Here is a 21468-nt window from a genome sequence, read left to right as displayed (position 1 = left end):
AAACTAACTTCGCTAACTACTGATATAAGTTATTAAAACAGACGTCATATCAGTGAATAAGTTGTACACAAGCTACCAGCCGCATATTTTAGTACTTTTGTTTTTTGCAAACGCTGAATTCCAACGCTCTAAAAACAAAAAGTACTAAAATCTCCCACCACACCAGAACGAATAAAATAATCTGAATTAAAACTTGTTAATCCGAAATGTTTTTATAAATTTGGACAATATTTGTCTAAAACAATTTTGACCAATGAAAACATTAGGAGACACTTTGAAATGTGCGAGAGAGGAAAAAGATTTAATTCTGCGAAAAGTTGCGGCTGAAGTAGATATTGACCAATCTTTGATTAGCAAATTTGAGAAAAATGAAAGAAAACCTACAAGGGAACAAATCATAAGACTTGCTAAATTTTATGAACTTTCTGAAAGTGAACTCATTATAAATTGGTTTTCAGAAAAAATTGCAGAAGAATTAAAATATACAGAATCGACTTCTGAAATACTGAAAGTAGCAGAAGAAAAAATTAATTATTACAAAACTCAAGAAAATGGAAAATAAGAAATTGAAAGTTGCAGAATTGTTTGCAGGAGTTGGAGGTTTTCGTCTTGGACTTGAAAAAAGTAATTACGAAATTGTTTGGAGTAATCAGTGGGAACCATCAACAAAAATACAACACGCATCAAAAGTTTATGAAGAACGTTTTGGAAAAGAAAATCACTCAAACGAAGATATAAATGAAGTTGTAACGAGAAATGTGGAGGAAATTCCAGATCACGATTTATTAGTTGGCGGATTTCCTTGTCAAGATTATTCAGTTGCGACTACTTTACAAAATTCTAAAGGTTTAAAAGGTAAAAAAGGTGTTCTTTGGTGGTCAATTCATCAAATTTTAGAAAAGAAAAAAAACAAGCCTAAATACTTGTTTTTAGAAAATGTTGATCGTCTTTTAAAATCGCCAGCAAAACAAAGAGGTCGAGATTTTGCAGTAATGTTGCAAAGTTTAAATGATTTAGGTTATGCTGTAGAATGGCGAGTAATAAATGCAGCAGAATATGGAATGCCACAAAGAAGAAGAAGAGTTTTCTTTATTGGTTATCACAAATCCACAGAAATTTACAAAAGACTTCAAAAATCTAATAAAACAAATTGGTTAACAGAAGAAGGAACAATTGCAAATGCTTTTCCTGTAACTAAAATAAATACAATTCAAGAAGTAGAATTAAAAGGAGATTTAGTAGAAATAACAGACAGCTTCAATAAAAACGGAAAGTTATCGCCTTTTCAAAACACAGGTTTACTTATAAAAGGTAAAGTTTATACAACTAAAACAGAACCAAATTACGATGGAGAAAAAACTGTTTTAGCAGATGTTCTGCAAAATGGAGAAGTAACTTCTGAATTTTTCATTGACGAAAAAGACAAACCAAAATGGGAATATTTAAAAGGTGCAAAAACCATTGAACGAAAATCAGCAGATGGTTTTGTTTATAAATATTCAGAAGGTGGAATGATTTATCCAGACGCTTTAGATAATGCTTCAAGAACAATTATTACTGGAGAAGGTGGAAAATCACCCTCAAGATTTAAGCACGTAGTTGTTTCAGATAGAGGTTTGAGAAGATTAACACCAATTGAATTGGAAAGGTTAAATATGTTTCCAGATAATCACACCAAACTTGAAGGAATTACAGATACAAAACGTGCATTTTTTATGGGAAATGCTTTAGTTGTTGGAGTAATTGAAAAAATTGGAGAGGAACTTTATAAACAAATAAATCAATTTGAGTATGTATAATGTAAATTCGGCAGATTCGATTATCGGTTTTGCTAAATTATTAAAAGACCAAACTTTAAGACAAGCTTGTGGAGTAGAAATTGAAAAACACGGTTACAAAGGAAAAGGTAATTTTGGTCAGATATTAGAAAAATTCTATTTTGGTTACGAACCAAATTCTGATACTGAACCCGATTTTAAAGAAGTTGGAATGGAACTTAAATCAAGTCCATTAAAAAGTTTGAAAAACGGAGAATTCCGTTCTAAAGAAAGACTCGTTTTAAACATTATAAATTATTTAGAAGTTCATAAAGAAGAATTTGAAACAAGTTCTTTTTGGAAGAAAAATGCTCATTTACTTTTAGTGTTTTATCTTCACGACAGAGATTTAGAATTACTTGACTATATAATAAAGTTGGTTGATGACTGGAAATATCCAAATGAAGATTTATTAATAATAAAGCAAGACTGGGAGTTTATCAATCAAAAAATAAAAGACGGTAAAGCTCACGAGTTATCAGAAGGAGACACTTTTTATCTCGGAGCTTGTACAAAAGGATCAACTGCTCTAAAATCATTTAGAAATCAACCTTTTAATGAAGTCAAAGCAAAACAAAGAGCATATTCTTTAAAACAAGGTTATGTAAATCACATTATAGCCAATATTGCTCAAGAAGAACAAGCCGTTTATGGAAAAATTCTAACACAAGAGACAATACTTGAACATTTACCATCAATTGAAAAGATAGTAGTTTCTAAATTTGAACCGTTTTATGGCAAAACATCAATCGAAATTGAAGAACATTTTAATCTTAAACTAAATAGGTTAGCGAAAAGTTATTTTGCTAATCTAACGAAAGCAATTTTAGGAATTAGTTTAGACAAGAAAATTGAAGAGTTTGAAAAAGCAGATATTCAAGTAAAAACAGTGAGATTAAAAGAGAATAATCTTCCTGATCAACATATTTCCTTTCCTATTTTTAAGTACCAAGAAATCATAAATTCAAATTGGGAAAGTTCCAATTTTAAAAATATTTTAGAGCAAAAATTCTTCTTTGTATTCTATCAATTTGAAAACAAAAAATTAGTTTTAAAGAAAGTAAAGTTTTGGAATATGTCTAATTCAGATATTGAAGAAACTAAAGTTGTGTGGGACAAAACAGTAGAAACAATTGAAAAAGGCGAAATTGTAAAAGAAATAAAAAACGGTAGAAGGTTTACGTATTTTCCTAATTCATCAGAACATCGGATAAGTCACGTTAGACCACACGCAACTGACATTTATAAAAACGTTAATTCTTTGCCGAAAAAAGACAAACTTACCAAAGTAGAAGAATACACAAATCACTCTTTTTGGTTTAACGCAAAATATGTAAAAGACGAAATTTATCTGAAATAAGCCAACACAAAAAGCCATACACATTTGCAATTCGCTTCAGCCACCAACACAAGCAAAAAATTGCAAAAGAGTATACCTTTGCCAACGCTATCAAGTTTGCTGAAAAGAAAAGCCAGTGTACAACACCATATATAATTTATTGCTGGCTTTTTGCTTATTTATGAAAATCCTTGCGAATTTTCTATTCGGTTTTTATTTGCTAAATTAGTTGCTAAACCACGCAACTAATATTATACACAAACACGTTAGCGAAATAAATTAAAAAATCAATTTCTTTAATTTAATTCTCAACTCCACTCCTACTTTCTTTTAAACTATCTTTGCATAAAAATTAATACATGCAATTTTCTGAAATTCCACTTGATAAATCTATCTTAAAAGCAGTTGCTGAAGCACGTTTTCATACACCAACTTTAGTACAACAACAAACCATTCCTTTAGTTTTAGAAAAGAAAAATGTAATTGTTTCTGCAAATACAGGAACAGGAAAAACAGCTGCTTTTGCCTTGCCCATTATTCATTTATTAATAAATAATGAAAATAAAGAAGTGGAAAAAAAGAAAATAAAATCGCTTATTATTACTCCAACTCGTGAATTGGCCATTCAAATTTTCGAGAATTTTAATAGTTTTAGCAAATACACAAACCTTAAAACCACAGCAGTTTATGGAGGCGTTTCTTTAGAACCTCAAAAAGAAATTTTAGCGAAAGGTGTAGATATTTTAATTGCAACTCCAGGAAGATTAATCGACTTGCAAATGCAAGGAAATATTGATTTAAACTCGGTTGAAATTTTTGTTTTAGATGAAGCCGATTTAATGTTAGACATGGGTTTCATCAAAGACATCAAAAAAATAGAAGCGTTATGCCCAAAAAACAAACAAACGTTACTTTTCTCTGCTACAATTCCAGATTCAATTACAGAATTAGCCTATAAAATCCTTAAAAACCCTATAAAAGTAGCCATAAATCCAGAAGAAACCACAGCCAAAAATATTGGTCAGCTTTTGTATTATCTTCCTAAAAAAAATAAGACAGATTTGTGTTTGCATTTGTTAAGAAACACGATAAATGGAAGCATTATTATATTTAAACGTACAAAATTTGGCGTTGATAAATTAGAACAAACCTTACTTAAAAATGGCTATAAAGTTGCTAGTATTCATGGAGACAAAACACAAGCTGTTAGAAACAAAGCCATTGAAGAATTTAAAAATAAAAAAGCACATCTTTTAATTGCGACAGATGTTGCTGCACGCGGAATTGACATTACAAATGTAGATGCCATTATTAATTTCGACATTCCGAATGTTGCAGAAACCTATATCCACAGAATTGGAAGAACTGGTAGAGCAGGAAAATCTGGCATTGCATTCTCTTTTTGTTCGCCAGATGAAAACGGATATATTAAATTAATTGAAGCTTTAATCGAAAAACCTATTAAAGTTGTTACAGAACATCCTTATGTAATTAACAAAGCTAAAAACACCAAAAAACAGCCAAATACCATCAGCAAAAATAAAAAAGGGAGAAAATCTAAAGCTTCTAAAAAGAAGAAAAAACGCTGGTATTAAATGCTTTATCGCTTTGGACTTCGTTTGTTTCTAAATTCGAAAAAAATTATAATCATCATTGGTCTTGGGGTCAGATACAAGTATAAAGATGAATTAAATAACTATAAAATAGAACCATTATGATATACATACAAGATGGGATACAAAAAGATATAAGTATCTTTAAAAGGAAATAAATACTGGAAACATAGTTGACAAGTTTATTAATTTTTCAAAAATTACTCCCCACTAGCGCTAGTTTGTAACTATTGCCGTCAACAATAAGAAAATATAGATAAACTAATTTAAGAAATTAGATCGATGTTTTTACAAGACAAGTTATTTTGATGTATTAGCAGACAGGGGAAGCTATTGTAGAAAAGAATGATTACTATGGGTGTTTGAGTGAGCAGGAGCATAATGCGAATTGAAAGCATTTTTACATTTTCCTATTTATCAAAAATAAACTAAATTAGTACATCAAAACAAATATTACAAAATACGCCTTTATGAACTATTCTATACCAATTATATTACTATCATGTTTATTTTTTAGTTGCGCAGATAAACAAGAAGAAGCTACAAAACCCAACATCCTATTTATTTTATCTGATGACCACACCTCACAATCTTGGGGAATTTATGGTGGAGTTTTAGAAGATTATGTTCAAAATAAAAACATTAAAAGAATTGCTACAAATGGTGCTAAATTAAACAATGTTTTTTGCACAAATTCTATTTGTGTACCAAGCCGAGCAAGCATACTAACAGGGCAATACAGCCATCGAAATAATATATATACTTTATCTGACGCGCTCGAGCCAGATAGCATGAATATTGCAAAAGTCTTTCAAAAAAATGGCTATCAAACTGCTCTATTTGGAAAATGGCATTTAAAAAAACAACCCGCTGGTTTTGATGATTTTTTAGTGCTACCAGGACAAGGTGTTTACAACAATCCTATTTTAAGAACTGCTGCCAACTGGCCAAAAGGCAAAGAATATCAAGGTTTTTCTACAGATGTTATTACAGATTTATCAATTAATTGGTTAAAAAAACGAAATTCAGAACAACCTTTTCTATTGATGACTCATTTTAAAGCAACACACGAACCATTTGAATATCCAGAAAGATTTGCATCATTATATGAAAATGAAGAAATTCCAGAACCAGAGACTTTATATGATTTTGGACCAGAAACAACTGGTAGAAGTTTTATAGGTCAAAAAGTGGAAGTTTTAGAAAAAAGATGGCAAGCAGCAGTAAATGATCCTAAGTTTTGGACCAATTATCCAGGTTTACCATTTAATAATAAAGGACTGGACAGCATACAATTGAGAAAAGCCATTTATCAAAAATTTGTAAAAGACTTTATGAGATGTGGTGCTGCTATTGACGATAATATTGGGAAATTATTAAATTATTTAGAAGAAAGCGGACTCGCAGAAAATACAGTAGTAATTTATACTGCAGATCAAGGATATTTTCTTGGCGAACATGGCTTTTTTGATAAAAGATTAATTTACGAAGAATCTCTTAGAATGCCTTTTGTTATACAATACCCCAAAGAAATTAAAGGTGGTAGCACAATTGATGATATTATTTTAAATATAGATTTTGCAGCACTTTTTGCTGATTATGCAGGCATTAAGCAACCAAGTTTTATACAGGGAGAAAGTTTTAGAGAAAATTTAAAAGGTGAAACCCCAAAAAATTGGCGCAAAGATGCCTATTACAGATATTGGTTGCACAGAACAGAACGACCAGCTCATTTTGGAATTAGAAACAATAGATATAAGCTTGCATTTTTTTATGGGCAACCGCTTGATATGTCAGGCGCAATGAAACAAACAACTACGCCAGCTTGGGAGTTTTATGATTTAGAAAAAGATCCTAACGAAACCCATAATGCAATTGATGATGAGCAATATCAAACCATAATTAAAGAAATGAAAAATCGTTTGCAAGAACTTCGTGAAGAAATTGGCGATACGGATGAACAATATCCTATAATGAAAGAGATTATAAAGGAAAACTGGAATCTATGAACCAAATGATTATTGTAAGAAATGATTTTTGAGAGAAAAATTTCATTATTTTTCAGGAAGAAAGAAACCGATTACAAATTTCGTTACACTTTGGTTCATTATAATAATCCGCTAATAAACGTAGATTCAAGTACCAAGTGCAAGTTTTTGATTTTGGTTAATAAATTGATAAAAAACCTCTTTAGGGGTTCTGTATCCTAACTTTTTTCTTGGTCTATTATTGAGTTTGTTTACCGTTTCAAAAATATCCTTTTGTTTGACATTATCCAAGTGTTCATTTTTTGGGAAATATTGTCTGATAAGTTTGTTCGTATACTCGTTAAGTCCACGTTCCCAAGAGCTATAAGGGTGAGCAAAATAGACATCACAATTTAATTTTTCTGCTATTTTTTTATGTCCTGCAAACTCTTTTCCATTATCATTGGTAATTGTTCGAACCCATTTTTTATGTGGTGCTAAAGTGTTTATAGTCATTTTTGTAATCATATCTGCTTTTTTTCCTGTCACATTTTCAATCCATAAAAAACTAGAATAGCGATCTACAATGGTTAATAAAGCTCCTTTATGGTCTTTTCCTATAATTAAATCAGATTCTAAATCACCTACTCTTTCTTTGAGTTCTACAATTTTTGGACGTTTTTCTATAGACACTTTATCGGGTATTTGTCCTCTATTGGATTTACTTCCATACCTTTTTTTATATTTTTTTTGACCTGTTCGTAGTTCTTTATAAAGCAATCCTCCTTGTCTTTTATCTTGCCAAACATATTGGTAAATTCGCTCGTGAGAGACCATCTGTATTGCTTTAAGTTTACACCAACCAACTATCTGTTCTGGAGACCATTGAAATTTAATCATTTTTTCTTTGATTATTTTTTTCATTTCCGTTGAAAAAATAGTCTTATAATGGCCTTCTTTTTTACGCTCATCAGCTAATTTTTGTGCGTGTTTAGCACTATAAGTCCTAGGTTTTGAGTTCCTTTTCAATTCTCTATAAAAAGTACTTTCATTAATACAAAGTGATTTAATAATCTCTTTTTTACTAATTTTTGCCTTAAGCATTAATTCTATTGAGTACCTTTGTTCGAAAGTTAATTGTTTGTAGTTCATATCACAAATCTTTGACTTTTTTTGGACTTTTCCTAACGGGGTAAAACCCGTAGGAAAATCCTATCAAAAACTTGCACTAGCATTTGAATCTAGGAAATGATAAAAATTTTTCGAAAAACACACTACAAATATTAATAGTGCTTATCCGTTAAAAAAGCTTCTAATGCCACTTTCATTCCTTTATTTATAATGGCTTTTAAATGTTTTGTTACTTCCTGTTGTAATCCTTCAATTTTTGTTAAATCTATTCCCCAAAAATTTAGGTTACACAATACTTTTTCTGCAACTTGTTCACAATTATTGGTAATCCAAATATCCTTAAAGGTTGCTAACACTTTAACATCATCTTTTAAAGTGATTACTGCTCCATTTCTATCTCCTTTATAAAAGACTATTAATGCTGCTAATGAAAATAATAAATGAGAGGGTAATTTATTTTTTATTTTAACAAATTCTAAAACAGATGGTATCACTCGTGTTTTGTATTTCGATACAGAATTTAACGAAATACTCATGAGTTCATGCTCTAAATAGGGGTTTTTAAATCGGTCTAAAACATCATTTGAAAACTGATTGAGTTCTGCCTCTGGTAAATTTAAAGTCGGAATAATCTCATTAAAAATAGTGTTTTTTAAGTATGTTCCAACAACATTATTCTCTACAGATTCACGCACTTTATCAATACCATATAAATAACCAACAGGAACTAAAGTGGTGTGTGCACCATTAAGAATTCTAACTTTGCGGGTTCTATAAGGTTCTATATTATCGGTAAATACAATATGCAAACCACAAACCTCTGCAGGAATTTCTTCTTTAACGGCTTCTGCCCCTTCAATAACCCATAAATAGAATTGCTCTCCTTCTACCACTAAATTATCTTTGTAGCCTAATTCTTGGGTAATTGCATTTATTTTATCTTTCGGGTAACCAGGTACAATTCTATCTACTAGAGTGTTACAAAAAATATTATGTTCATTAATCCACCTAACAAATGCTTCGCCTAAACTCCAATCATTAGCATATTGTAAAATAATTTGTTGTAAGTTATCGCCATTTCTATCTATCAATTCACAAGGAATTATAATCAAACCTTTATCTGAAGCGCCATTAAAGTATTTAAATCTTCTGTACAAAAGTGCTGTAAGTTTTCCTGGGAAACTGCTTGCTGGGGCATCCTTTAATTTATCTTTGGCATTATAAGCAATGCCTGCCTCGGTTGTGTTTGAAATAACGAAACGCAACTCTGGATTTTCTCCAAGTGCTAAATAAGCGTTATAGTTTTCGTAAGGATTGATACCTCTTTGAATACAGTCGATTATTTCATGTTCACTAATGGCCTTATTATTTTTAATTCCGTTTAAATATAAAGTATATAACCCATCTTGATTGTTCAACACCTCAATCTGTCCTTGATTTATTGGTTGAATAACCACAACACCTGCATTAAAATTGGCATTTTTATTCATTTTATGAACCATCCAATTGGCAAAGGCTCTTAAAAAATTACCTTCTCCAAATTGAATAATACGTTCTGGGTAAGTGCTTGCTTTTACTGTATTTCTATTTAATTCTAGCATCTTTTCTCTCTTGCTTTCGTCTTATTTTTTATTCTATTGTTTTTTTCTACAATGAAACTCCTCTTTTCCAAGGAATAAAATCGTTGTTTGCTTGTAATACTGCTTTTGAAGGTGTTTCGCCACTAGCCACTCTAATGATATGGTTTAAAATCTTTTGTCCCATAGACTCGATAGTGTCTTCACCCGTGATTACAGTACCTGCATTTATATCTATAATATCATTCATGCGTTCGTATAAGTTGGTATTGCTAGATATTTTTAAAACTGGTGCTACTGGATTTCCTGTTGGTGTTCCTAAACCTGTAGTAAATAGAACGATATTACAACCAGAGCCTACTAAACCGGTTGTAGATTCTACGTCATTTCCTGGTGTGCATAATAAGTTTAAACCAGGTTTTGTTACCTGTTCTGTATAATCTAAAACTTTAACAACAGGAGAAGTGCCTCCTTTTTTTGCGGCTCCTGCCGATTTCATAGCGTCTGTAATTAAACCATCTTTAATATTTCCTGGGGAAGGATTATTTTCAAAACCAGAACCAACAGCAACAGCTGCTGCTGAATAAGAGCGCATTAAATTATAAAATTTCTTAGCATCTTTTTCAGTAACACATCGATTAATAATTTCCTGTTCTACACCGTTTAATTCTGGAAATTCTGCCAATACTGGGCTACCACCAAGAGCGACCAATAAATCTGATGCATAACCTAAAGCAGGATTTGCAGATATTCCTGAAAAACCATCTGACCCACCACATTCCAACCCTAAAATTAGTTTATTTAAAGATGCTGGTTGCCTTTCTATTTTGTTTGCTTCTGTTAAACCTATAAAAGTATGTTTTACAGCTTCTTCTATAAAATGTCTTTCGCTTTTACTTTGTTGTTGTTCTAAATAATAAACCGTTTTTGTAAAATTAGGATCAATGCCTTTAATTGCTTTTTGAAGCATATTTATTTGTGCATTCTGGCAACCCAAACTAAAAACAGTCGCTCCAGCAACATTGGGGTTTGCAATATAACCCGCCAATAGTTTTACTAAAACTTCAGAATCTTCGCGAGTACCACCACAACCACCATCGTGTTTTAAAAACTTAATTCCATCTACGTTAGGGAAAACTCTATTTTTAGAAATTTCTTCTTGGGTAGTAATGATTGGTGTATTGAGTATGGCTTCAGAAGAAGCTCCTGCTTTATACTGTTTTATTAAAGCTTCTATATCTACAGCAAAATCTTTTTGGGTTTCGTAACCCAATTTTTCAGAAAGTGTACTTTCTAAAACATCAAGATTTCTGTTTTCACAAAAAGTTAATGGAATTACCAACCAATAATTTGCAGTTCCTACTTTACCATCTTTTCTGTGGTAACCGTTAAAGGTGCGTTGTTTAAAGTTGGATGCATCAGGAGCAGTCCATGTAAATTTTTCTTTAGAATTATTATATTCCGCAGACGCGTGTTTTATATTTTTAACGGTAATTGCTGTTCCTCTCTCAATAGAAAGTACAGCTTTTCCAATTAACACACCGTACATAAAAATCTCGTCGCCAACTTTAAAATCGTACAATGCGAATTTATGTTTTTGTTTGATGTCTTCTTGCAATGTAAACGTCTCGCCAGCAACATCTATAAAGGTGTTTTTAGGCAAAGAAGTTATAGCAACTATAATGTTGTCTTTTGGATCTATTTGAACATAATTTTTAGACATGAGTTTTTAAATTAAAATTTACGGTTGCTTTTATAACGCCAGTTTCTGGTTTTAACCAACGATCGAAATGATGTATCATTTCTGTAAACGGCACATTGTGTGTTATAAAAGATTCTGTTGGAAATTGGTCTAACACACTAATTACGTACTCAAAATCTTCAGTAGTCGCATTTCTACTGCACATTAAAGTCATTTCTTTGGCGTGTATTTTTGGGTGTGTATAGGTTAATTCTCCTTTAGATAACCCCACTAACACAAAACGCCCTCCATGAGACATATAGTCTGGGCAAGTTTCTAAAGCAAATTTATTACCTGAAGCATCAAAGACAGCTGTACATAAATCACCATTTGTAATTTTAAAAATTTTAGTCGCTGCATGTTCTCCAGCTTTTACAGTATAATCGACACCTATTTTTTCTTTGGCATATGCTAAACGTTGTTCGTTTATATCTATCGCAATTACTTTTGCACCTGCTATTTGAGCCAGTTTCATAATACCAATTCCTATTGGACCGCAACCAACAACCGCTACAATTTCGTCTTTTTTTAGGTTTGCTCTTCTAACAGCATGGGCTCCAATAGCCAAAGGTTCTACTATAGCCATTTGGTTGTTAGTTAAATTGTTTGCAGGCAACAAAATATTAGTAGGAACTGTGATTTGTTCTTGCATACCACCATCTGTATGTACACCCAAAACTTTAATATTGGTACAGCAATTGGTTTTTCCATTTTTACAAGCAATACAATTACCACAGCTTAAATAAGGCATCACTACAACGTTGTCTCCTTGTTTAATCCCTTTTGGGTTTTCGTTAATTTCTAAAACAGTAGCAGCCAGCTCATGGCCTAATATTCTAGGGTAAGTAAAAAAGGCTTGGTTTCCACCATAAGCGTGTAAATCTGTACCGCAAATACCTACTTTATTAATTTTTATTAGGGCTTCGCCTTTTTTTCTAATTGGAGCTTCTTTATCTTTTAAAAGAAACACTCCTGGTTTTTCGCATACTATATATTTCATAAGGTATAAATTCTTTTTTTAATTAAATCTTAATTTTAAAAATCACTATTGATTGCCTATTAAAAATAATAAAGAATTTCTTGAAACTAAATATTTTCTGAGCAGAGCAACAGTGGTATTTCGCTGGTTTTATTTTTATCCAAAAAGGTCAAAAATTAAAATTCTGTATTTAGATTCCCGTTTTCACGGGAATCACAATTTTAAAGAAAATCTCGAAGCAGAGTCTCTTTCATTTAAAAAAACGAATTTAAACTTAAAATTGATTAAACACCTCTTAAATGTTTGCTTAGCATGATATTTTTTTTGCATTAAGGATTAAAAGTGTTTATTTTTAATGTTTTATTAGTTTTTAGAAATTGCATTGCTACTTCACAAAAGCCTCTTTTGGTGTCGAAAAGCATTTATGCGCTTATTTGTTAAAAGTAAATAATATACTTTTTAAAGCTCGAAATTAATTATATTTGCAGTTAGCTAGCGTTAAGTTTAACATATTATAAATCAAATAAGGTGTACAACGCATACCTATGAGGTATAAATTTAACAAACAGCTTACTGGTGTTGGGTTTTAAAGTGTTAAGTTCTATCTCCCAGTATAACCAAAAGGTTAAGCAAAAGCTTGGCTTTTTTGTTTTAAAATAATGCGCACGTGGCGAAATTGGTAGACGCGCAGCCTTGAGGGGGCTGTAAACAATAGTTTGTGTAGGTTCAAGTCCTATCGTGCGCACAAATTCCATAAACAACTAACAATCAATTAGTAAAGTGTTTAAAAATCTAGTTAAAAACTAAAAAACTAGACTATAAAATGTTGTTTGGAAAGCAAAAAAATGAATTCGTACCTACATTCGTACCTATTGATGTTTTAAAAAAAACCTACTTCTTTTAGAAATAATTAACCAAATTATAATGGATTATTACTAATATTGCATTATGCAAAAAATACTATTTATTTTGTGTTTACTTGTCTCTTTAAGCACATTTTCACAGAAAGACAGCCTGCAAATTAAAATTTTAAAAGGGCAAGTTGTCCATGCAGAAACTAAAAAAGCGTTGAGTGCTGCACATATTTTAAATTTAAATACGGTTAACGGAACGATTACCAGCGAAAAAGGATATTTTGAACTTCCTACAAGAGTTAACGATACTATTTTAGTATCTTACATAGGCTATTCTTCTATTAAATTAAAAATTACAAACGACTTATTAAAAGGTAACGAACTCGAAATCGCCCTGTTTGAAAAACCAGAAGAGGTAAAAGAAGTCGTTATAAAATCTACAAAATTAATTGGCGTTTTAGAAATTGATGTAAAACAAGTGCCAAAAGATCGCTTTACAAGAATACATATAAATGGATTGCCACAAACCTACGAAGTTGGAAAACCACGAGCCAAAGACTTCTCCTCTCCTATTGCAGCGCTGTTTCAGCCTGTAGATTTTCTCTATAACCTTTTTGGAAATAAACCAAAGCAACTAAAAAAACTTCAGAAACTAAAAAAAGAAGACGATTTACGTAAAATGCTTGCGGGTAAATTCGACAGAGAAGTTATGATGGAATATTTAGAAATGGACAGGCAAGAACTTTCCGATTTGTTAACGGATTGTAACTACTCTGCCTATTTTATAAAAAAAGCATCTGATTTACAGTTAATTGAAGCAATTTTAGATTGTTACGAAAATTACAAAGCTCACAAAAAAGGAAAAATTGAAAGAAATAAAATTCCTAATAAGAACTAAAAAAAACCTCTTTTTTTAAATTCATTTAAAACAAAGCCAAATCTAATAATTAAATTTCTCTTAAGCTATTTGTTTGCTTTCTTTTAGCAAGTAAAATTAAAAAAGTGATTTTAGATTCGAAAAAAATACACATTTATTTAAACTGAAAAAGGCCAGAAGCATAACTTCTGACCCTAATCAACTATTAAAAACTAACTAAATGTCTAACTAAAATACAGTGGTAATGTATTTGTAATTGTACTTTCTTTTTGTGTTCCAAGCAAATCTTTTAGATTGTATGATACCAAATGAATTTGATTTCTTGTTTTCTGCTTCTATGCTTTGTGTTGATTTCATAATTATTATATTTTAATTTGTTTTTTATTTTGTTACACCCATAAGACGCTACAACAACTCGTTAGTTACACTTTATTTTTCGTTTAACAGAACTTTGGCAAAACTTCTTAAGAACTTGTTAAACAAAAAAAAATCCAGCAAAAGCTGGATGTTTAAAATATTTAAAATTTTGTTTTTTTATTGATTTCCTAAAATAATAGGCAAACCATCTTTTCCAGAACCAATTACAATAACCTTACTGTTAGAAGATTTAGACAACTCTAAAGTAGCATCTATACCTTTTTCTTGTAAAATTTTTTCTGTTAAAGAAGCACTTAAAATTTTATTTGCAATTGCTTTACCTTCGGCATCAATTTTTTGTCTTTCTGCTTCTTTTTTAGCCTTTGCCAATCTAAACTCATATTCTAAAGATTCTTGCTCTTGTTTTAATTTGGTTTCAATCGCAGTTCTAATGGTTGTTGGCAGTTTTACATCTTCAACTAAAACTCTTTTTACGATTAAAAACTGCCCTTCTAATATGTTTTTTACTTCGTCTAAAATTTCTTGCTCAATAACATCTCTTTTGCTTGAATACAATTGCTCTGGTGTGTAACGCCCTACAACACTTCTTGCTGCTGCATTTATGGCTGGATCCAACAATTCGCGCTCGTAATCTTCTCCTTTGGTTTTAATTAAAGAACCTAAATTCGAAAATTCTGGTTCGTACCAAATGGTTCCATTTACTTTAACTTCTAAACCGTTTACAGAAAGTACATTCATTTCGTCGGAAATAGATTGCTGACGCACTTTTCTTATAATCATCTTATTCCAAGGTAACATTAAATGAAACCCTTCTCCATATGTTTTTTCTGTATCTATACCATCTCCTAATGTTTCAAAAATAACACCTCCTTCACCAGGTCCAATTGTTACTGTAGATTTCGAAAATATAATTACTGCAATTACTGCTATAATAATAAAGAGAACACCTCCTTTTGGGAAGCTAAGTTCTGGTTGTCTTGTTGCCATATGTATTTGTTTTTTATAATTTATCAAATTTACAACTAAAACTTATTAAACACAATCTATATAGCTACAATCTTCGTTTGTTAATTCGATTTCTAGTGTTATGTGCTCTAAATGAAAATTGTCGTGTAAAATTCTTCTTACTTCTGTTTTAAGTGCAATTTGTGCTTCTCTATTTAAAGATTCTTCAATAATTAAATGAGCTGTAAACACATTGTACTCTCCATCCATAGACCATAAGTGGCAATCGTGCATGCTTTTTATGGTGGTATGCTGAAGAATTTTCGTTTTAATATCATCTACAGAAATTTTTAAAGGAGCTCCTTGTAAAATAATTCGAATACTTTCTTTGCCATTTTTAAAAACATTGTATAAAATAAATAGGGCAATTAATATCGATAAAATTGGGTCTAAAACAGGAACATCATAATATTGCATAACAATACTTGCCATTAAAACAGCTGCCCAGCCCAAAACATCTTCTAGCATATGCAAAGAAACAACACGTTCGTTTATAGATGTTCCTTCTTTTAATTTTAAAACTGCGGCTCCGTTTATAACAATTCCAAAAATGGCAAACCACATCATTCCTTTTGCATCAGATGCTTCTGGATTGATAATTCTTGGTATTGCTTCAGAAATAATAAAAAAAGAACCTATTAATAAGATTACCGAATTGATTATTGCGCCTAAAAGTGAAAAACGTTTGAAGCCATAAGAATACGTTTTCGTTGGTTTTTTCTTAGATATTTTTTGAAAATACCAAGCCGTTCCTAAACTTAAACTATCGCCCAGATCGTGAATTGCATCAGATGTAATTGCCAAACTATTGGTGTAAAACCCTCCAATAAATTCAATAATTGTAAAAAACAGGTTTAAAAAAAATGCTATTCCTATATTTTTTGATGATGAATCGTGATGATGATGATGACTGTGTCCCATATTTTTGTAACAAGGGAGCATGCTCTCTTGCTTTCTTGTTTTAATTGCTTTTGTAATAGACCAATAATTATTTAAAAAGACGCAATCAACGGCCTATTTATTTTAAAGTTTTATTAAAATTCCTGTATTAAAAATAAATCCGTCTGTTGGTGCCCAAATATCTGTAAATGTTGGGTTGTTGTGAGGAGGCAGAATCATAGATTGATAATTTTGTTGTTTTGTATCTGTAAAGTTTTCGAAATTAGCGTATAAACTAATGTTTTTAAATGTTTTTATTGCCATAAAACCCATCGTCCAATAATTGGGTGTTTTTGTGTTATCGTTTCTAAATTGAGCACTTTTGTAATATGCTTCGTAACCAATTCTCCAAGCATCGTGCACTTCGTACATTAAAACGCCTCCAAAACTGTGTTTGGGAGTCAATGCTTTTTGATGGTTCTCCATTATTACATCATTAAAAGCATAATTGGTAAATAGCACAAAATCTTTATATTTCAACTTTAAATTTGTTTCAAAACCAACGCTGTTTAAAGGTTTATTGGCGTTTACAAATTCGTACACTGCTTCTTTTTGTTTTAAAATTAATGAATTTTCTAATTTTGTATAGAAAAATAATTGATTGAACGAAAGTGATACATAATCATTAAAAATATTTGTTTTGTAATTTATATCTGCATTAAAACCTATAGACGTTTCTGCTTTAAAATTATTGGCATTTATTGGCAATACATTTTCGTACGAACGCAATTCTGCTGCTTCTGTAAAAATGGTTGGTATTTTATACCCCAATCCACCTCCAATTCTCGAAGAAACAGCATCGTTAAACTCAATAAATAAAGAAGTTCTTGGCAATATAAAAGTTCCATAATTGTTGTTATAATCGGTTCTTAAACCACTTTCTAAGGTTATATTATCTGTAAATTTCCACGTATTTTGTGCAAAACCTCCAACAGTAAATTTACTGTAACTTCGATCTAATATTGCTTTATCTTCTTCTTTAAAATTTTCTGAAATAATATTTCCTCCGAAAACCCAATCTAATTTTTCGCTGTATAAATTGTAAGTAGCTTCTGTAAATGTAGCAAATTGTGTACCTAAAAACTGGAAATCTGGCAACAGTAAATGTCTTTTAAAATAACTTAAACTATTTTTAAAACGAAAGCTTTTATTTTCTGAAATATTGTTGTTATAGCTAAGCTGTGTTGCGTAACGCTCTGATTTATTTTCTTCAAAAAAACGGTGAGCTACACTTGGTTTTCCATTAATTACACTTACATCTCCTCCAATTCTGTTTTCTATGGATGAATTTAAACTTAGCCTCCAGGTTTCATTTTCGTTCGGATAATAAAATAAAGACGGATGAATGCTAAAACTCTTTACTTTTGGAATGTCAGAAAAGTGGTCGTTGTTTACATCTACAATATTTTGAAAATTGGCAGAGGTGTATAATGTCAATCCAAATTTATTGAATTTATTGCTGTAAAATGCGTTTGCTGTTTTTCCGTTTCTGGAAGTATAATCGAACATAATATTTAATTCTTGCTGGTCTTTTGGCTTTTTCGAAACCAAATTTACCAAACCAGCAATGGCACCTCCACCATATAAGGTAGAAGAACTTCCTTTAATAATTTCTATTTGTTGCAAATCTAAAGGCGGAATTTGCATAATACTTAAACCGCTAGAAAAGCCACCAAACAAAGGAAAACCATCTTTTAAAAGTTGTGTAAATCGACCATCTAAACCTTGAATTCTAATACTTTGGTTGGCAGAATTTGCAGAAGTTTGTTGCATTTGTATTCCTGTACTTTCTCTTAAAACCATGGCAATATTTGCAGAGTTCATGGCAGTTTTTTCGCCTAATTCTTCTGCACCCACAACCTCTATTCTTGTCGGTATTTTAGCAATACTTCTTTTACTTCTGGTAGATTGTATTACAATTGCATCTAAAGATTCTTTATTTTCGTGCAATTCTATTACCAATAAATTGTTTGTTCTTGGAAAACTTATTTTTTTAGAAACCGTTTCGAAACCAATATAAGATACTACAATGGTTTGCAATCCACCTTTAATATTTTTTATGTTTGCCAATCCATCAAAATCGGTGGTACTCCCTATATTTGTGCCTTTAATAAAAACGTTTGCGCCAAAAATGGGTTCTTTAAATTCTTTTGAAATTACTTTTACTTGTAAGGTGTTTTGTGCCAATATTGTATGAGAGAATAAGCCTAAAAATAGGGTTATTAATATATTTTTAATCATTTTAATTGATATTTTAAATTATAAATTTGTGTAGTAAACAGGCTTTTTTGTGCATAAAAATTGCGTAGTAAATAGAATTCCTCTAAAATGTAGAGACTGCCTTTTTACCTTTTCTTTTGAAAAAAAGTTCAACTGTGTATTAACAGTTTTAGAATACTATAATTTAAAATTTCTTGGAGGCTGAAAAATGCTGTTTAAGTAAAAAGAATAAGTTGCATTTTTATAGAAAGTAATGGTTTTATTGTTTTCTATAAATTTAGAAAACAGAATTTGATTTTCTACAGGCAAAAAAATATTTATTAAGCTAATAGAGCTACAATGATGGTGGTGTTCTTGATTTTTTTCTTGGTTTGAATCGTTTTTGTGATGCGCTTCTTCGTGTTGTAATTCTAAGTTTGAAGAATGGTGTTTTGTTACTTCGTTAAAAACAACAACATCTGTGTGTGCTTGCATTGGTGGCGCAAGCAATAAAAAAACAAATAATATGATGAATAGTTGTTTCAAAAAAAAATCGGAATTGTGCTACAAAAATAAAGTAATTTAGTACAACCATTAGTTCTTTAACCTTATTTTAACATATGTTAAACTATTTTTAATAGGTTAAAAATCCATTTTCTGCACTATATTTTTCCATAATATTTTCTAATAAACCATTCTGCAGTAAACAAACCAATCACAAAAAATAAAATCCATTTCCAATCAATTAAATTCTGTTCTTTTGTAATTGATTTTTGTGTTGTAAAATATGCTTTATTATCCATTAGCTCTTTAAAAAGAGTATTGGTTTTATTTTTATAAAACAGCTTCCCTCCTGCTTTTTGCGCTAATTTTTGCAATTTGTCTGAATTTGCGTGCGTAAATTGCTCTTCAATTTCGTAATCGGTAACTTTAAATTGTCCGTATTTAGAAATTTTTTGCCCCACAACAGCAACTTTATAACTGTAATCTCCTGAAGGAAGATTTTCTATACTTGCTTGAAAAGACTTATTTATTAACGAAAAAGGAAGCTTTGTAACTTCTTTTGTTGCTTTGTTAGTAATAGTAATTTCTAATGAAGCTCTATCATCAAAATTGTAATTTTTATCGACATAAAAAGCAGAAATATGAATGTTAGCATTTGCTGGGTACAAACTTTCTGCATTAATTTCTAAACGATTTCTCTTCTTTTTAGACGCTAAATATTGTACCAAATTTCCTATAAATTGGTCGAAATCTTGAAATGAATTTGAATTTAAAAAACTCGAAGAACGCCATTTCCAAATTCCTTCGCCGAATAAAACCGCTGTTTTTTGATTGTTTTGCTCTAATACCGACAACAGTGGTTGTTGTGTTTGAACGCCATTTATATTTTGTAATAACAAATCTTGATGGTCTTTTGTAAATGTAATATCACCAAATTTATCTTTTAAAGGAGAAAACTCATTAAACCCAATATTTTTTTGAAAAAAAGTTAAAAAAGATTCGTTGTAAGTTGCTCCGTAATTTTCGGTTTGATTGATGGCTTTTTTAGAAAACCCTAGTTGTTTTTTATTGATAAAATTCCAATCTGTATTGGCACCAGAAACGAGTAAAAAATTAGATTTTCGCTCGATAATTCGATCTAAAACAACACGGAATTGGTAATTGGGTTGAAATAAAATAACCAATTGATAATCATTAATTTGACCATTAAACTTATGTGCCAATTGCACTTCTACAGAACGCTGTTTGTTACTTTCTATGGCTTTTTTAAATGTTCCTAAATCTGGGTGTAAAATGGAAGACAGAATTAACACTTTAGTCTGCTCGTTAATTACTTCTATAGAAAAACTTTTGGTATTGTTTCGTGTGTTTTTTTCGCCTTCGATTTTTCGAATGCTTGCTGTATAGTAATTTACCCCTTCTTTATTGGAAGTTAAATTTGCGGTAATTGTTTTCGAGTTTTCTAATTTCGAAAATGTTAGGTTTTTAGAAAATACTGTTTTTTTTCCACTAAAAATCGAAAATTTGCTTTTTACGGTTTCTTCTCCTTCATAATTTAAAATTACTTCAACAGGAAACTTGTTTTTTATATAACTGTATTTATTTACGTTTAATTGCTTAATTTTTAGATCTTTATATTTTGTTGTATCGCCAATTACAACTGGGTAAATTTGCTGTTTCGAATTTACATATTCGTAGTCGTTTCCAATGGTTTGGTTGCCATCAGAAATTATTAAAATTGGCGCATTTTTACCTTTATTTAATTCATTTATAGAGGCAATTGCTTCGTAAATATTGGTATTGTTATTATCGAATGAAAGTGAGTCTAAAACTTGTATGTTTTCTCCAAAAGAAAATGTTTCGATTGTAAATTTTGAATTTAATTCTTTGTTTTTTGCAATTGTATTTAGTATTTCTTTTACATTTTTAACTTCTTTAAAAAAAGTAACTGATTTAGAATTATCTACCAAAACAGCCAAAGTTGGTTTTGTGTTTACTAAAGTTGTTTTTTTTATTGTAGGGTTTATTAGTAGCAATAAAATCAAAAAAATACTTAATGATTTTAGAGCAAATAATAAAATTGTAACTTTTCTCTTATTTTTTACGTTGTAATAATATTGAAAAAAAGCTATGGAAATAGCGAACAATAAAGCAATAAAAATGTATAAAATAGTTGTTGTTTGCAATTGATTTTTATTTATGTGGAAAGATATAAAGAACTACTAAAAAAAAGAAAAGAAGCTGTCACAAAAGTAAATTTAACTGTCGTTTTGAGTAAAGTTGTAAAATCTAAAAATACCGAAATTCAATAAATAAGATTTCTCTATTACAGTCGAAAAGACAAATTTTAATACTTTCGAGACAGCTTCTTGTATGTAATACCATTTGAAAATCCTATAATAAATCGCCTTTTTTTCCTTTCTATTTCAGAATAAAAAACCGTAGCTATGGCTATGCTTTGTTTTCTTCTTTATATAAAGGAAAAAACCATCCATTTCTTTTCCAGTAATTTCAAACAATAACGGGTATCATTTAAATAATAGAACAA

The 21468-nt window shown here is 30.5% G+C and carries 16 protein-coding genes and 1 tRNA gene; 7 read left to right on the top strand and 10 right to left on the bottom strand.

Annotated features, from left to right (window positions below; genetic code table 11):
• Positions 1-253: 253 nt before the first annotated feature.
• The 5 genes from JL193_RS16750 to JL193_RS16730 all read left to right on the top strand — a co-directional run bounded on the left by JL193_RS16750 (position 254) and on the right by JL193_RS16730 (position 6778).
• A complete protein-coding gene (locus tag JL193_RS16750) occupies positions 254-562 on the top strand; it encodes a helix-turn-helix domain-containing protein (RefSeq protein ID WP_207971850.1) in 309 nt (102 codons plus the stop codon).
• Positions 552-1799 (top strand): DNA cytosine methyltransferase, encoded by a 1248-nt coding sequence (locus JL193_RS16745; protein WP_207971849.1) that lies wholly within the window; start codon positions 552-554, stop codon positions 1797-1799. Before JL193_RS16750 ends, JL193_RS16745 begins: the two co-directional genes overlap by 11 nt.
• Positions 1792-3177 (top strand): Sau3AI family type II restriction endonuclease, encoded by a 1386-nt coding sequence (locus JL193_RS16740; protein ID WP_207971848.1) that lies wholly within the window; start codon positions 1792-1794, stop codon positions 3175-3177. Before JL193_RS16745 ends, JL193_RS16740 begins: the two co-directional genes overlap by 8 nt.
• A 338-nt stretch (positions 3178-3515) precedes the next feature.
• Positions 3516-4751, top strand: a complete 1236-nt coding sequence (locus JL193_RS16735) for a DEAD/DEAH box helicase (RefSeq protein WP_207971847.1) — start codon at positions 3516-3518, stop codon at positions 4749-4751.
• A 488-nt stretch (positions 4752-5239) separates the two neighbouring features.
• The gene (locus JL193_RS16730) at positions 5240-6778 is read left to right on the top strand and encodes a sulfatase family protein (protein ID WP_207971846.1); all 1539 of its coding nucleotides are present in this window, start codon (positions 5240-5242) and stop codon (positions 6776-6778) included.
• 126 nt (positions 6779-6904) lie between these two features.
• On the opposite strand, the gene JL193_RS16725 is transcribed toward JL193_RS16730, so the two are convergent.
• The 4 genes from JL193_RS16725 to JL193_RS16710 form a co-directional block, all read right to left on the bottom strand.
• The gene (locus JL193_RS16725; protein WP_207970543.1) at positions 6905-7888 is read right to left on the bottom strand and encodes an IS30 family transposase; all 984 of its coding nucleotides are present in this window, start codon (positions 7886-7888) and stop codon (positions 6905-6907) included.
• Between the two features lie 131 nt (positions 7889-8019).
• Complete coding sequence (locus JL193_RS16720; RefSeq protein WP_207971845.1) at positions 8020-9468, bottom strand: tagaturonate reductase; 1449 nt, start codon at positions 9466-9468, stop codon at positions 8020-8022.
• A 46-nt stretch (positions 9469-9514) separates the two neighbouring features.
• Positions 9515-11167, bottom strand: coding sequence for a UxaA family hydrolase (locus tag JL193_RS16715; protein ID WP_207971844.1), 1653 nt, complete (start codon positions 11165-11167; stop codon positions 9515-9517).
• Complete coding sequence (locus tag JL193_RS16710) at positions 11160-12185, bottom strand: zinc-binding alcohol dehydrogenase family protein (RefSeq protein WP_207971843.1); 1026 nt, start codon at positions 12183-12185, stop codon at positions 11160-11162. The genes JL193_RS16715 and JL193_RS16710 overlap by 8 nt, the downstream gene beginning before the upstream one ends.
• Before the next feature lie 640 nt (positions 12186-12825).
• Between JL193_RS16710 and JL193_RS16705 the strand changes: the two genes are divergently transcribed.
• Positions 12826-12909, top strand: a tRNA-Leu gene (locus tag JL193_RS16705).
• Positions 12910-13112: 203 nt separating this feature from the next.
• Positions 13113-13916, top strand: coding sequence for a carboxypeptidase-like regulatory domain-containing protein (locus JL193_RS16700; RefSeq protein WP_207971842.1), 804 nt, complete (start codon positions 13113-13115; stop codon positions 13914-13916).
• Positions 13917-14123: 207 nt separating this feature from the next.
• Here the strand turns inward: JL193_RS16700 and JL193_RS17410 are convergent, their stop codons facing one another.
• The 6 genes from JL193_RS17410 to JL193_RS16675 form a co-directional block, all read right to left on the bottom strand.
• The gene (locus JL193_RS17410; protein ID WP_302849914.1) at positions 14124-14252 is read right to left on the bottom strand and encodes a hypothetical protein; all 129 of its coding nucleotides are present in this window, start codon (positions 14250-14252) and stop codon (positions 14124-14126) included.
• A 177-nt stretch (positions 14253-14429) separates the two neighbouring features.
• On the bottom strand, positions 14430-15260 hold the full coding sequence (locus JL193_RS16695) for a prohibitin family protein (protein ID WP_207971841.1): 831 nt from the start codon (positions 15258-15260) through the stop codon (positions 14430-14432).
• A gap of 45 nt (positions 15261-15305) precedes the next feature.
• A complete protein-coding gene (locus JL193_RS16690) occupies positions 15306-16199 on the bottom strand; it encodes a cation diffusion facilitator family transporter (RefSeq protein ID WP_207971840.1) in 894 nt (297 codons plus the stop codon).
• Between the two features lie 102 nt (positions 16200-16301).
• Entirely contained in the window at positions 16302-18458 is a 2157-nt protein-coding gene (locus tag JL193_RS16685) for a TonB-dependent receptor (protein WP_207971839.1), read from the bottom strand.
• Between the two features lie 156 nt (positions 18459-18614).
• Positions 18615-18911, bottom strand: coding sequence for a hypothetical protein (locus JL193_RS16680; RefSeq protein ID WP_207971838.1), 297 nt, complete (start codon positions 18909-18911; stop codon positions 18615-18617).
• A 167-nt stretch (positions 18912-19078) separates the two neighbouring features.
• Positions 19079-21106 (bottom strand): VWA domain-containing protein, encoded by a 2028-nt coding sequence (locus JL193_RS16675; protein ID WP_243456792.1) that lies wholly within the window; start codon positions 21104-21106, stop codon positions 19079-19081.
• Positions 21107-21468: the final 362 nt, after the last annotated feature.

The sequence above is a fragment of the Polaribacter batillariae genome (genome assembly GCF_017498485.1).
GTDB classification, from domain to species: Bacteria; Bacteroidota; Bacteroidia; order Flavobacteriales; family Flavobacteriaceae; genus Polaribacter; species Polaribacter batillariae.
The sequence above is the reverse complement of the archived record's forward strand: the minus strand, read 5'-3'. Positions and strand labels throughout refer to the sequence as shown.